Consider the following 12,910-nt stretch of genomic DNA (forward strand, 5'->3'; position numbering starts at 1 on the left):
TTGGGTTCAATCAGCCGATCACGCGGGTTGCCGAGGCATCCAGCTTGGGCGGTGTTTCATAGGTGTGGAAAGGTGCGGGCGACGGAACTTCCCACTCGAGGCCTTCGGCGCCCTTGCCGCCTTCGTCCACCCAGGGGTTCTGCCTGGCAGGTGCACCCTGGCCGCGCATCGTGGGCACCACAATGAACAGGAAGAAGTACAGCTGGGCAAATCCGAAGAAGAACGCGCCCACGCTGGCCACGGCATTGAAATCCGCGAACTGCATGGGGTAGTCGGCATAGCGGCGCGGCATGCCGGCCAGGCCCAGGAAGTGCATCGGGAAGAAGGTCACGTTGAAGGAAATCAGCGACCACCAGAAGTGGATCTTGCCGCGGGTTTCGTTGTACATGACGCCGGTCCATTTGGGCGACCAGTAGTAGTAGCCGGCAAACAAGGCATAGAGCGAACCAGCCACCAGCACGTAATGGAAGTGAGCCACCACGTAGTAGGTGTCCTGCAGTTGCGTGTCGATCGGTGCGACCGAGAGGATCACGCCCGTCAGGCCGCCGATGGTGAACACGAAGATGAAGCCCACCGCAAACAGCATGGGAGTTTCAAAGGTCATGGAGCCGCGCCACATCGTGGCGATCCAGTTGAACACCTTCACGCCCGTGGGCACGGCGATCAGCATGGTGGAGTACATGAAGAACAGCTGGCCCGTAACCGGCATGCCGGTGGTGAACATGTGGTGAGCCCACACAACGAAGCTCAGGATGGCGATGGAGCCGGTGGCGTACACCATGGAGGCGTAGCCGAACAGGCGCTTACGCGAGAAAGCCGGGATGATCTGGCTGATGATGCCGAAGGCCGGCAAGATCATGATGTAAACCTCGGGGTGGCCGAAGAACCAGAAGATGTGCTGGTACATCACCGGGTCGCCGCCGCCGGCGGGGTTAAAGAAGCTGGTGCCGAAGTGGCGGTCAGTCAGCGTCATGGTGATGGCGCCTGCGAGCACCGGCATCACGGCGATCAGCAGGTAGGCGGTGATCAGCCAGGTCCAACAGAACATCGGCATCTTCATCAGCGTCATGCCGGGAGCGCGCATGTTGAGGATGGTAACGATGATATTGATCGAACCCATGATGGACGAAGCGCCCAGGATGTGCATCGCAAAAATACCGGCATCCATGGACGGGCCCATTTGCAACGTGAGCGGCGCGTAGAGCGTCCAGCCTGCGGCGGGTGCGCCACCAGGCATGAAGAACGACCCCACCAGCATGATGCCGGCCGGGATCAACAGCCAGAAGCTGAAGTTGTTCATGCGGGCAAAAGCCATGTCAGCCGCGCCGATCTGCAGCGGGATCATCCAGTTGGCGAAACCCACGAAGGCCGGCATGATGGCGCCGAACACCATGATCAGGCCGTGCATGGTGGTGAGCTGGTTGAACAGTTCGGGGTTGACCAGTTGCAGGCCGGGCTGGAACAGCTCAGCGCGGATCAGCAAGGCCAGCACGCCACCGAACATCAGCATAAAGAAGCTGAACAACAGGTACAGCGTGCCAATATCCTTGTGGTTGGTCGCAAATACCCAACGACGCCAGCCCGTCGGGGCATGGTGATCGTGGTCATCATGTGCGTGATCGTGATGGTCTAGAACTGCACTCATCTTGGCTTCCTTTGGTGGCTTATGCCTGTAGCTTGTCTTTTGCGGCCGGCAAGGTCACGCCGGCGAAATGATGGAATCTGCGGGTAACGCCTGAGGCTTACTTGCGAGCCGCCTGTATTTCCGCGGGCTGGACGATCTGGCCGGTCTGGTTGGACCAGTTGTTCTTGGAGTAGCTGATCACGGCGGCGATGTCGGTGTCGCTGAGCGCCTTCCAGGAAGGCATGGCGCCACCGGCTGCACCATTGAGCACGGTCTGGATCTGCTTCTTGTGGTCTGCGTCGAGAACAATCGGCGAGCCGTCCAGCGGCTTGATCGGGCCAGCGCCCTTGCCGTTGGCCTGGTGGCAGGCCGCGCAGTTGGCGGCGTAGACTTTTTCGCCGCGGGCTTTCAGGTCAACCAGCGTCCAGACCTTGGAAGGATCATCGGCCTTGGCGGCGGCTTCCTTGGCCTTGACGGCGACCCAGGCGCTGTAATCGGCGGCGGACACAACCTTCACATGGATGGGCATGTAGGCGTGTTCCTTGCCGCAGAGTTCCTGGCACTGGCCGTAGAAGTCGCCAACTTGCTCGGCACGGAACCAGGTGTCGCGCACAAAACCGGGAATCGCATCCTGCTTGATGCCGAAGGCCGGCACCGCGAAGGCGTGGATCACGTCGCTGGCGGTGGTGATGATGCGGATTTTCTTGTTGACGGGAACAACCAGCGGGTTGTCGACCTTGAGCAGGTAGTTGTCGGGAGCTTCGCCGGCCTTGGGGCCGCCGTTGTCGGACATTTCGCGGTGCGTGTTGTCGAGTGTGGAGACAAAGCCGATGCCTTCGCCTTCGCCCTTGATGTAGTCGTAGCCCCATTTCCACTGGATGCCGGTGGCCTTGATGGTGAGGTCGGCAGCGGTGGTGTCCTTCTGGGCGACCAGCACCTTGGTGGCCGGAAGGGCCATGGCGATCACGATGATGAAGGGGACGATGGTCCAGGCAATTTCAACAGCGGTGGATTCGTGGAAATTGGCCGATTTGTGGCCGACCGACTTGCGGTGTTTCAGGATGGAATAGAACATCACCCCGAAAACAGCCACAAAAATCACGAGGCAGATGGCCATCATGAACCAATGCAGCCACTGCTGCTCTTCGGCAATTTTGGTCACGGCCGGGTGCAAATTCAGCTGATTGACGGCCGGGCCGCCCTTCAGGTCGTTGACGGCGTAAGCGGCGGTGCTGACCCAGGCGGCCGCAGATGCCAGAATTGCGCCTGCATGCTGCATGCCAAGCCGTGTCATTTTGCTCATGGTGTTGCTTACGTTCATCGTGATCACTTTTTCTGCTTCAATTACCGACCAAATTAACCGGCTGATTATAAAGTTAGCGGCAAGCCCTCCTGCCGCACCTGAACTGACACAAGTCTTTCAGGAACTGTCAAACACTCCGCAACGCCATGCGAATCTCGCGGGCCAGCGCGGGCCGCAGCTCTGGCCGTACATGCCGCCCCACCTGGACAGACCGCCCCTGCCCGGACACCTCAATCAGCGACCCATCCCCATCCTTGGGCTCGATCCGGACCCATTCGCGGTTGAATTCAGCCCGCTCCGTGCGCCCTGCCGTTTCCAGCTCCACCACCAGCCGCTCGCCCTGCAGGACGATTTTTTCACCATCCCCCGCATGCCGGGCATACGCCACAAAGGCGGCTCCCACCGCGACCAGCTCGATCCAGGCAAAAGGCATCACCATGGTGGCACCCTGCAGCCAGAAAAATCCGGCAATACCCAATGAGACACCGCACAAAGACACATACAGCCAGCCCAATTGGGCCGGTGTGAGTGAACAGTGACGCTTGAGAAGCCACAGCACAGCATCGTGGCTGTGGGCGCCCTGTGCGGGCAAGGTGGCAAAACGAAACGCTGGTGTTGGCTGCAGCATGTGGCAACCCTCAAAAAAACTGCGGTTAACGCTGGGCATTGACCGCATGAGGCTTGGGAACATACCCAAAAATTCAGCTTTGAATTGTAGCCGGGTTTACCTTGCCGCCCCTTCTGAAAACCCGTCAACACCAGGGATTGGGAGCGCCTGCGCAACACCTGCCGGGCACCTAGCCGCCGGAGCGCTGGCCCTGCAGCATGCTGCGCATATCGGCGACCGACACCGCGCTGAGCGGACTGACCTTGATCCGCGGCGGCGCCTTGAGCGCGTGGCCATAAATGATTTCAAAGGTGAGGGACAGCCGCCCGTCTTCGCCCCTGACGAGATGGCGGGACAGCGCGCTTTCAAGCTGCGCCTTCCAGGCCCGGCCCCTCAGGGCAGGAAACCGCGCCGGGTGAAAGTTGCGGCCCAGTTCCCTGATGTCTTCCAGCAGCCGCGCCGGGGTCGCATAGGTGAGGGTGATGCGCTCCATGTCCATCACTGGCTCCGCAAACCCCGTCTGCACCAGCATGTCGCCCCAGTCATGCATATCGGTCAGTTCATGCCCGGCCGGCGGCCAGCCCAGCTGCGCATACACCTCGCGCAACTCCTTCGCGGTATCCGGGCCCAGGCAGGAAAACATCAGGAAACCGTCTACCTTCAGTGCCTGGTGCCAGCGCGCCAGCAGGGCCTGCGGATCGGCCGATTCGTGCAGCGCCATGTTGGCCCAGAGCATGTCGGCAGTTCCTGCCGGCGGCGCCTCAAAATGCACGGGAGCCGCCAGCCACCGGCGCGGACGCCACCACGGTTTTGCTATATTTTTGATAGCTGCTTGCGCCCGTTCGGAGCTGCTCTCAACCACAAAACACCTAGATTTTGGGTAGGCCCCGGCCAGTTTTTCCTGCGCCCGGATCCCTCCGCGCAATGCTCCCCAGTGCACCCACGCGCGCGGCTGCAGCTTGATCCATTGCAATCGGTCCATCATGCGCCGCGCCACCTCTTCATGAAGCCACGGTGAGGCCAGCGGAGCGGTGCGGTCCCAGCGGCTGACGGCGATCGGGTCGAGCGTGGGTGGGCGCTGTGTAGGGGTCATGGAAAGAGCAAAAAGGGCAAAGGAAGCGCGGGACCCGCCGAGGCAAGCGGGGAAGGTACGCGAGTATATTGACACGGTGTTCACACGCCTGCTTGCTCCCGCCGCATTCCTGTCCCCGCCGACCGGCCGCTTTGGCGGCTTCCCCGGCCTGGCCAGCCAGTGCGCTGTATGCCGCAGCTGGCCGGCGCGCCAGGTGTGCGCCGCCTGCGTGGCCCGGTTTGCCTTTGCCGTCCCACGCTGCCCCCGCTGCGCTCTCGCCTTGCCCGGTGACCTTTCCATGGGTCTTCGGGTCGGGCCGCAGCCCTGCGGCGCCTGTGTCAGCCATCCGCCGCCTCTGGACGGCGCCTTTGCCGCCGTGAACTATGCCTACCCCTGGTCCGCGCTGATTGCGGGCTACAAATTCGGCGAGCGGCACGGCTGGGCCGCTTTTTTTGCCAGCCTGCTGGCCCGGTCGCCGGGCGTAGCCGGGCTCATGGCAGAACTGGCCCCCGGCGACTGGATCGTTCCGGTGCCGCTGTCGGCGGAGCGCCTGCAGGTGCGCGGCTTCAACCAGGCCTGGGAGTTGTGTGTGGCGCTGGCCCGGCAAACACGCACGCAAGGCCAGACCGATGCCAGGCTGCTGCTACGGGTGAAGCACACGCGCCCGCAAAGCCAGCTCAAACGCAAGGACCGGCTGGCCAACGTCAAGGGAGCTTTCCAGGTGGATCCGCTGCGCACGGGGGAACTGCAGGGACGGCGCGTGGTGCTGGTGGATGACGTGATGACCAGCGGCGCCTCGCTGTATACGGCCGCACAGTCCTTGCGGGATGCGGGCGCCGCACACGTTGGCGCCGTTGTCCTTGCGCGAACTCAATAGCCCCCACGGTCGCTCACTGCGTGTAGCCTGCGGCTTCTCCCTGCCCCTTTCATCACGTGAAGGGGCCGCTGCGCCTGCGGTCTGGCAAAGCCAGTCCCGCGGCCCCTGCTGGTACAAAGCCCACACCCGGTTCCGGTCACCCGCAGGGATCGGAAAGGGAAAGGCTCGCGACTCGACAGAAAACCCGCGCCCGCCGCACGACAATCCAGCCATGTTCAATATTGTTCTGGTCGAGCCTGAGATCCCCCCCAACACCGGCAATGTCATCCGCCTGGCGGCCAATACGGGCTGCCGATTGCACCTGGTGGAACCGCTGGGGTTTTCGATGGACGACAAACACATGCGCCGGGCGGGGCTCGATTACCACGAGTACGCCCAAGTGCTGCGGCATGCCAGCTGGCAAGCCTTCCTCGAAAGTGAGCAACCACCCTCCGACAGGCTCTTTGCCATGACCACGCACGGCTCCGGCAGCGTCTACGACGCGCGCTTCCTGCCCGGCGACTGGCTGGTTTTCGGCGCCGAAACCCGCGGCCTGGCGCCGGAGTTACGCGAATCCTTTGCGCCACCGCAGCGCCTCAAGGTTCCCATGCTGCCGGGCCAGCGCAGCCTGAACCTCTCCAACACCGTGGCCGTTACCGTGTTTGAGGCCTGGCGGCAAAACGGGTTTTCAGGGTCGCCCGGCTTGCCCGGATGAGACATAAGTCCGCTTTTGCCAACCTTTGGACTAGCACCCCCTTGCCAGAATCTAGGTAAAAACCCTAAACTCCAATCCTTCAAGCCTAAAGTTCTCGCTGCAGGCCCGAACGTGCGGATTGCCACTACCCGGCCCTTCCTGCGTTATCCCTTCCCACCGCCCAGTCCACAAGACTGGAAGGAAAAACACAGTGAATATGGTCATCCAGCGTATTTTCGGCAACAGCACGTCCCGCCTTTCCAGCACCGCCAAAGCAGCCAACCGGCTCTCGGTCGAGCAGATCCAGGAAAGCCTGCGCACCCTTTTGCAGGATTGCGAAGATCCGCGCACCCCGCGGGTGATCTACAAGATCAATCTCGCCAAAACCCCCTCCGACCTGTGGCTGCTGCGCAGCGACCTGCACCAATGCATCGCACATGCGCATTCCCAGACGGAAGCCGCCGAACGCATCAATGGCCTGATCGGTGTTTTTGAGGGCTGGCTGCCGGCCAGCCAGCTGACGCGCATCTAGCGCCAGCGGCGCGTTCAAGGGTATCGCCGCACCAGCGATTCCGCCACGCATACCGGCTTGGGCGAGCCCTCGCGTTCCACGGTCACTTCCCAGGTCATTTGCATGCCGGCGTTGTCAATCGCCTCGGCAGCCAGCAGTTTCATGCGTGCCCGCAGGCGGCTGCCGACGGGCACCGGCGCGGTAAATCGCACCTTGTTGAGCCCGTAGTTCACGCCCATGCGCGAGCCGGCAATCTCAAACGACGACTCGAAAAAACGCGGCAGCAGTGACAAGGTCAGGAACCCATGGGCGATCGGCCCGCCGAACGGGCCGGCCGCTGCCTTTTCAGGGTCCACATGAATCCACTGGTGGTCGCCCGTCGCTTCGGCAAACAGGTTGACCTGTTGCTGCGTGATGGTGATCCAGTCGCTGACGGCGACTTCCTGGCCGGTGCAGGCGGCCAGGTCGGCCAGGGTTTCAAAGGTTTTCATGCCGCCACTGTAGCGACACACAGGGGCACGGCATGTCGGCTCAGCGACAAACCGGCGCGATGCTCAGAGATTCAACGGTCAAGCCACCGGCAGATGCCCTGCCACTGTTCCATGTCTTTTTCAACGCGGCTGGGTACCACGTCAAACACCGTGAGTCCCCGCGCGGCCAGGTGAATGTAGTTCTGCGTGTCGCGCAGGTAGCCCAGCACCGGCAAACCCAGCCCTTCGACGAAACTGCGTAGCTTGTCGGCGGCAATCGTGCGTGAATCCACGCGCATGCCGACAATGCCCACCTGCATCTTGCCGGCGTGCTTGTGTTCGGCCAGCTGGTCCAGGAAGGTGCGCGTGGCAAAGATGTCGAAGACGCTGGGCTGCAGCGGCACGATGACCTTGTCAGCCAGCTTCAAGACCTCGTTAAAGCGCGAACCATGCAACCCACCGGGCGTGTCGAGCACCACATGCGTCGTGCCCTTGGGGGGTTTGACGATCAGGTCTGCATTCACATCCCAGGTGGCAATCGGCCGGGCGGCGGGCGGCCGCAGCCCCAGCCACAACCGTGAAGACTGCTGCCGGTCGGCGTCTCCCAGCATGACCGCATGGCCCTGGCTGGCAAAGTATCCGGCAACATTGGTGGCCAGCGTCGTTTTGCCGACGCCCCCCTTCGGATTGGCGATCACAACCACGGGCATGCGAATCTCCTCGGTTTGGAACTTGTCGTTCCTGGGAACTCTTGGTCTTGCTTTTCCGCTATGGTAACGGCATGGACACAGTTCTCACAACCACTGATAAATCGGCGGGCAGCACGGCAAATCCAGATATTTATGTCATTGCGGCCCATCCCGCCTGGCGCGAATCACGGGTCAACCGCCCGCTGATGGAGGCTGCGAAGGCCCTGCCCCGTGTCCAGGTGCAGGATCTGTATTCGAGCTATCCCGACTATGCCATCGACGTGCCCAAAGAGCAGGCCGCCCTGGAACGCGCGCAACTGGTGGTGCTGCTCCACCCCATGCATTGGTACTCGATGCCCGCGCTGCAAAAGCTCTGGCTGGACGACGTACTCACCTACGGCTGGGCCTACGGCGAAGGTGAGGAGGAAGGCGCAAAAGGCCGTGCACTGCAGGGTAAAGACCTGTGGCTGGTCGCCACCACAGGCGGCCCCGAAACGTCCTATCACCCACAAGGCTACAACCGCTACTTTTTTGATGCCTTCCTGCCGCCGTACGAGCAAAGCGCCGCGCTGTGCGGCATGCGTTTTTTGCCGCCTCTGGTGTTGCACGGCGCCCACAGCGTTGACAGGCAAACCGTTGCCGATCACATCGCAACCTTCCGCCAGCGCCTGCAAAGCTATCCCGACTGGCCTGAACTGGAAGACCTGGAGCAATGTGCCGCCTGCGTCGTTCCCATGAAGGATCGGCCAGTGGAGCACCCTGACCATGTCAAAGCCGAGAGCCAATTTTCCGTCGGGCCGCCCCAGGGAAAATTAGCCCCTTTTGAAAGTGAGAGGGGCAGCGTACCGCCGAAGGCACACGAAGTGAAAAGCGTGGGGGCTCGATAACTATGGAGCATGCACCAGCCTGGCTGACCAACAGCTTTATCTACCTGGCCGCCGCGGTGATTGCCGTGCCCCTGGCCAAAAAACTCGGCCTCGGCTCCATCATCGGCTACCTGGCCGCCGGCATCGCCATAGGCCCCTGGGGCCTGGGCCTGGTTACCAATGTGCAGGACATCCTCCACTTCGCCGAGTTTGGCGTGGTGTTGATGCTGTTCCTGGTGGGGCTGGAGCTGGAGCCCAAACGCCTGTGGAATCTGCGCCGACCCATCTTCGGCTGGGGCAGTGCCCAGGTGCTGGGGTGCGCCGCCCTGCTCACGGGCGTCGCGATGGCATTTGGCGTGAGCTGGCAGATTGCGCTGGTGGCCGGCCTCGGGCTGGCGCTGTCATCCACCGCCATCGCACTGCAGGCCATCGGCGAGCGCCATCTGATGCCGACGTCGAGCGGCCAGGCCGGGTTTTCCATCCTGCTGTTCCAGGACGTGGCAGCCATCCCGATTCTCGCGCTGTTGCCCCTGCTGGGCGCAATCGGTGGAGAAAATGAGGCTGTAGCGCATACCAGTCGTGCGCTGGAAGCTATCAAAATCGTAGCAGCCATCGCCGGCATCATCCTGGGCGGCCGCCTGCTGCTGCGGCCCCTGCTGCGCTGGATCGCCAACAGCGGTACACCCGAAATTTTCACCGCAGCCTCGCTGCTGCTGGTGGTGGGCATTGCGGCGCTGATGCAGTTCGTCGGCCTGTCGATGGCCCTGGGCGCTTTTCTGGCGGGTGTCCTGCTGGCGGAAAGTGAATACCGCCGCGAACTCGAAACCGATATCGAGCCTTTCAAGGGTCTGCTGCTGGGCCTGTTCTTCATTGCCGTCGGCATGAGCATCGACTTTGGCGTGCTCTGGAAGTCGCCCGGGCTGATGGCCGCCATTCTGGTGGGCTTCCTCGGCCTGAAACTGATGGTGATTTACGGTCTGGCGCGCCTCATGAAGCTGCCTTTCCAGGAACGCCCGGTGTTCGCGGTGCTGCTGGCGCAGGGCGGCGAGTTCGCCTTCGTGGTGTTCCAGGCAGCAGCCGGGGCGCATGTGTTTTCCGCTGAGATCGCCTCACTGCTGATAGGCGCGGTGGCGCTGTCCATGCTGCTGAGCCCGCTGCTGCTGGTGGCCGTCGACAAGCTGCTGCTGCCGCGCTGGGCCGGCTGCGACACGCCGCAACTCGAAGAAATCTCCGAGCAGCAGGAGGCGCCGATCATCATTGCCGGTTTCGGCCGCTACGGCCAGATCGTCGGCCGCATGCTGCTGGCCCAGGGCATTCCGGCCACCGTGCTGGACCACGACGCGGAAATGGTCGAAACCGTGCGGGCTTTCGGCTACCGGGTGTTTTACGGCGATGCGACGCGGTTGGACCTGCTGCGCACGGCCGGCGCGGCCACAGCCAAAATCCTGGTGTTGTCGGTCGACGACATGGAGCAATCGCTCAAGATCGTCGACCTGGCGCGCGAGCATTTTCCGCAGATGCAGATCGTCGCCCGCGCGCGTGACGTGACGCACTGGAACGCGCTGCGTGACCGCGGCGTGATGCAGGTGGAACGTGAGGTGTTCGAGTCCAGCCTGCGCAGCGCGCGCACGGTGCTGGAACTGCTGGGCCAGCCGCCGCACGAAGCGCGCCAGGCGGCGATGCGCTTTCGCCGGCACAACCTGGAGCTGTTCGAACGCATGTACCCGCACCGCAAGGACCGCACCAAGGTCATCGCCGTGGCCACCCAGGGGCGTTTACAACTGGAAGAGCAGCTGGCCCAGGAGCGCCAGCAACAGGCACAGCGCCGGCCTGCTGCCTGGCACGCCCAGGAATCCGAATAAAAAAACAGCTCCAGGCCTTTAGTGACGGGCGCGAGCAGCTATTGATTTTATAGCACCCACCTGCTCAGGGATATCGAACGGCAATTACCGGTTCGACTGCTGCTCGGCGTCACGCCGCCGCTGCTCCATGGCCCGCCGTTCCACACAGGCCGGATGCTGGGCGAAGCCCGGCTTGGCACACTGCTCAGACATGCAGATCTGGAAACCGAGGAGGATGCGCCCTTCACAGGCCTGCCGCGGATTGCCGGCCGCGGCCTGCGGCGCCGGCGTGGCAGCGTGGTCGGTCGCCGAAGGGGAAGGGGTAGCGGCGGATTTGGGCTGAGCCTGCTTGGCCTGCCGCTCTTTTTCCAGTGCAGCTTTTCGGGTGGCGGCCGCAGCCGCAAGCGCCGCCCTGGAGGCCGCAGACAGGGGTGCCCGCGCCACAGAAGAAGAGGCAGCCGAAGCCGCAGGCTGGGCCTGCGCAGCTTGCACTGCGGGTGCAGCTGCAGCAGGCGCCGCGGACACTACGGGCGAAGTGGACGCTGCCGGCGTGGCCACCGCCGCGCCGGGCGCTGCCTTGGCCGCTATATTGGCCGCTTTATTGGTCGGTATGGCAGACGGGGCGGCAGGGGCAGCTCGGCCGGAAAGGGATTTCCATCCAAGGCCGATGACGGCCAGCGCTACCAGGCCCGCCAGACCCCACACCAGGTAACGGTAGGGTACAGGTGAAGCTGCCTTTGCAGGTGTCGTTGCGACCCCGGGCGACGCCAGGGGGCTGCGCCGCCGTGCCGATTTTGACTTTATCGGCGGCCGTGCGGCGTCGTTGGTATTCGCGGCTGGGCTCTTGGCGGGAATTGCAGCTGCACCTTGCGTTGGCCGCCCGCTGGCAGGCTCAGGTGCTGCCGGGCTCACGGGTGCATCGCTGAACACGGTCTCCGGCCAGTCGGTGGATGCGTCATGCGCTTCCTGGTCCGGCTGAGCTGCCGCAGCGACCACCGGTGTCCCCAGGCGCGTGGCATCCGGGTCATCGGCGGCGGGTTTCACCGGCACATGAGGCGGCAAAGGCGCCTTGGCTGCCGCCTCTTCAAGGGCCTTCCAGGCCATGTCGGTGTCGGTCCCGGAGGCGGATGCGCTGGCAGACACTGGAGGGGCTGGCGGGGCTGGTTGTGTATCGGGACGCGGAACAATCAGCGTTCCTGTACCCAGGCGCCGGCCGATGTCCGAGTCGTCTGCGCCAGGCACGCCGAGTTTTTTGAGGCGGCGGCGCGCCAGGTCGGCATAGATACCCGACGGGAACTTGGCCAGAAAGCCCTGGATGTCTTCCACATCCATGGACTCCTTGATGTCTTTCCAGTAGACGAGCTCGAGCTCCTGCGTCACGACCGAGATGTTGGCGCTGGTGCCCGACGGCTGGTCAACCAGCGCTTCGCCGGACAGCATGGTGGAAGTCCAGGTTGAATTGCTGCCGGGCCCGGGCGGCACGGCGGACGGAACCACCGAGATATCGGGCGCCTCGCGTGCCGCGGCCTGCAGCGCAGCAAGGAACTCCTGCGCGCTGGCATAACGCTGGTCGCGCGATTTGGCCAGGGCCTTGGCCACCACGGCATCCAGCGCTGCGGGCAATTGGGCATTGAACGCACCCGGCATGACCGGGGTATGCCCGACGATCTGCTGGATGGTGGCGAAGTCGGTGTCACCGTCAAACGGCCGCTTCCCGGTGAGCAATTGATACAGCACGATGCCGGCGGCAAACAGGTCTGCACGGGCATCAATCGGCCGGCCCTGCACCTGCTCGGGCGACATGTATTTCAGCGTTCCGACCATGGAACCCTGCGTACGGGTGGCTTCGCCGGAATCCTGGATGCGCGCCACACCAAAGTCGGTGAGCTTGACACGCCCGCTCGTCTCGATCAGCAGGTTGGCCGGTTTGATGTCGCGGTGGACGATGCTTTGCCTGTGCGCGTAATCCAGCGCCGAAAGCAGGTCGCCCATGATGCCCAGGGTTTGCTCCAGGGTGTAGAGGTTGCCCTTGTCCAGGTGGTGCTTGAGGTCGTCGCCGTCGACGAATTCCATGACCAGGAAGGCAATGTCGCCGTCACGGTCGGAGTCATAGACGCTGACAATATGCGGATGCTGCAGGCGCGCCGCAGACCGGGCCTCGGTGCGAAAACGCACTTCATACTCTAAGGCGGCCTCTTCCGACAGATTTTCGACCTTGATGGTCTTGATCGCCACGCGACGGTCAAGGTTGGGATCCCGCCCCTCATACACCAGCCCCATCGCCCCCTTGCCGAGGACGCGGATGAGATCGTAACGGCCAAGTTTCTTGAGACTCATGAGGGAATGGAAATGGACGTAACTGGCGGAAACCGTGCTG

At 63.1% G+C, this 12,910-nt stretch carries 12 protein-coding genes; 5 read left to right on the forward strand and 7 right to left on the reverse strand.

All coding sequences use genetic code 11. The features are described 5' to 3' along the window. Positions 1-10: 10 nt before the first annotated feature. The 4 genes from ctaD to AC1D1J_RS08065 form a co-directional block, all read right to left on the reverse strand. Entirely contained in the window at positions 11-1,645 is a 1,635-nt protein-coding gene (gene ctaD, locus AC1D1J_RS08050) for a cytochrome c oxidase subunit I (RefSeq protein ID WP_477648358.1), read from the reverse strand. Positions 1,646-1,742: 97 nt separating this feature from the next. Next, the gene (gene coxB / locus AC1D1J_RS08055) at positions 1,743-2,918 is read right to left on the reverse strand and encodes a cytochrome c oxidase subunit II (RefSeq protein ID WP_477687403.1); all 1,176 of its coding nucleotides are present in this window, start codon (positions 2,916-2,918) and stop codon (positions 1,743-1,745) included. Between the two features lie 136 nt (positions 2,919-3,054). Continuing rightward, complete coding sequence (locus tag AC1D1J_RS08060; RefSeq protein ID WP_477687353.1) at positions 3,055-3,555, reverse strand: DUF2244 domain-containing protein; 501 nt, start codon at positions 3,553-3,555, stop codon at positions 3,055-3,057. A gap of 169 nt (positions 3,556-3,724) precedes the next feature. Further along, positions 3,725-4,627 carry a methyltransferase domain-containing protein gene (locus AC1D1J_RS08065; protein ID WP_477694366.1) on the reverse strand — a complete coding sequence of 301 codons (903 nt, stop codon included), beginning with the start codon at positions 4,625-4,627 and terminating at the stop codon, positions 3,725-3,727. Positions 4,628-4,703: 76 nt separating this feature from the next. Between AC1D1J_RS08065 and AC1D1J_RS08070 the strand changes: the two genes are divergently transcribed. The 3 genes from AC1D1J_RS08070 to AC1D1J_RS08080 all read left to right on the forward strand — a co-directional run bounded on the left by AC1D1J_RS08070 (position 4,704) and on the right by AC1D1J_RS08080 (position 6,688). After that, positions 4,704-5,483 (forward strand): ComF family protein, encoded by a 780-nt coding sequence (locus AC1D1J_RS08070; RefSeq protein ID WP_477694367.1) that lies wholly within the window; start codon positions 4,704-4,706, stop codon positions 5,481-5,483. A gap of 211 nt (positions 5,484-5,694) precedes the next feature. Further along, complete coding sequence (locus tag AC1D1J_RS08075) at positions 5,695-6,177, forward strand: tRNA (cytidine(34)-2'-O)-methyltransferase (RefSeq protein ID WP_477687350.1); 483 nt, start codon at positions 5,695-5,697, stop codon at positions 6,175-6,177. 190 nt (positions 6,178-6,367) lie between these two features. Then, on the forward strand, positions 6,368-6,688 hold the full coding sequence (locus AC1D1J_RS08080) for a hypothetical protein (protein ID WP_477687349.1): 321 nt from the start codon (positions 6,368-6,370) through the stop codon (positions 6,686-6,688). 14 nt (positions 6,689-6,702) lie between these two features. Here the strand turns inward: AC1D1J_RS08080 and AC1D1J_RS08085 are convergent, their stop codons facing one another. Both AC1D1J_RS08085 and AC1D1J_RS08090 read right to left on the reverse strand, forming a co-directional pair. Next, the gene (locus AC1D1J_RS08085; protein WP_477668308.1) at positions 6,703-7,158 is read right to left on the reverse strand and encodes a MaoC family dehydratase; all 456 of its coding nucleotides are present in this window, start codon (positions 7,156-7,158) and stop codon (positions 6,703-6,705) included. Between the two features lie 71 nt (positions 7,159-7,229). After that, positions 7,230-7,847, reverse strand: a complete 618-nt coding sequence (locus AC1D1J_RS08090) for a nucleotide-binding protein (protein ID WP_477694368.1) — start codon at positions 7,845-7,847, stop codon at positions 7,230-7,232. A gap of 71 nt (positions 7,848-7,918) precedes the next feature. On the opposite strand from AC1D1J_RS08090, the gene kefF reads away from it, so the two are divergent. Further along, positions 7,919-8,713, forward strand: coding sequence for a glutathione-regulated potassium-efflux system oxidoreductase KefF (gene kefF / locus AC1D1J_RS08095; RefSeq protein WP_477694369.1), 795 nt, complete (start codon positions 7,919-7,921; stop codon positions 8,711-8,713). A gap of 2 nt (positions 8,714-8,715) precedes the next feature. Further along, on the forward strand, positions 8,716-10,554 hold the full coding sequence (gene kefC / locus AC1D1J_RS08100) for a glutathione-regulated potassium-efflux system protein KefC (RefSeq protein WP_477694370.1): 1,839 nt from the start codon (positions 8,716-8,718) through the stop codon (positions 10,552-10,554). Between the two features lie 84 nt (positions 10,555-10,638). Here the strand turns inward: kefC and AC1D1J_RS08105 are convergent, their stop codons facing one another. Then, positions 10,639-12,870 carry a serine/threonine-protein kinase gene (locus AC1D1J_RS08105; protein ID WP_477694371.1) on the reverse strand — a complete coding sequence of 744 codons (2,232 nt, stop codon included), beginning with the start codon at positions 12,868-12,870 and terminating at the stop codon, positions 10,639-10,641. Positions 12,871-12,910: the final 40 nt, after the last annotated feature.

The sequence above is a fragment of the Polaromonas sp. P1_F8 genome (assembly GCF_056405635.1).

Excerpts from the sequence above, each read along its gene's own strand:
- ctaD (WP_477648358.1), bottom strand. The coding sequence starts at position 1,645 with ATGAGTGCAGTTCTAGACCATCACGATCACGCACATGATGACCACGAT.
- coxB (WP_477687403.1), bottom strand. The coding sequence starts at position 2,918 with ATGACACGGCTTGGCATGCAGCATGCAGGCGCAATTCTGGCATCTGCG.
- AC1D1J_RS08060 (WP_477687353.1), bottom strand. The coding sequence starts at position 3,555 with ATGCTGCAGCCAACACCAGCGTTTCGTTTTGCCACCTTGCCCGCACAG.
- AC1D1J_RS08065 (WP_477694366.1), bottom strand. The coding sequence starts at position 4,627 with ATGACCCCTACACAGCGCCCACCCACGCTCGACCCGATCGCCGTCAGC.
- AC1D1J_RS08075 (WP_477687350.1), top strand. The coding sequence starts at position 5,695 with ATGTTCAATATTGTTCTGGTCGAGCCTGAGATCCCCCCCAACACCGGC.
- AC1D1J_RS08085 (WP_477668308.1), bottom strand. The coding sequence starts at position 7,158 with ATGAAAACCTTTGAAACCCTGGCCGACCTGGCCGCCTGCACCGGCCAG.
- AC1D1J_RS08090 (WP_477694368.1), bottom strand. The coding sequence starts at position 7,847 with ATGCCCGTGGTTGTGATCGCCAATCCGAAGGGGGGCGTCGGCAAAACG.
- kefF (WP_477694369.1), top strand. The coding sequence starts at position 7,919 with ATGGACACAGTTCTCACAACCACTGATAAATCGGCGGGCAGCACGGCA.
- kefC (WP_477694370.1), top strand. The coding sequence starts at position 8,716 with ATGGAGCATGCACCAGCCTGGCTGACCAACAGCTTTATCTACCTGGCC.
- AC1D1J_RS08105 (WP_477694371.1), bottom strand. The coding sequence starts at position 12,870 with ATGAGTCTCAAGAAACTTGGCCGTTACGATCTCATCCGCGTCCTCGGC.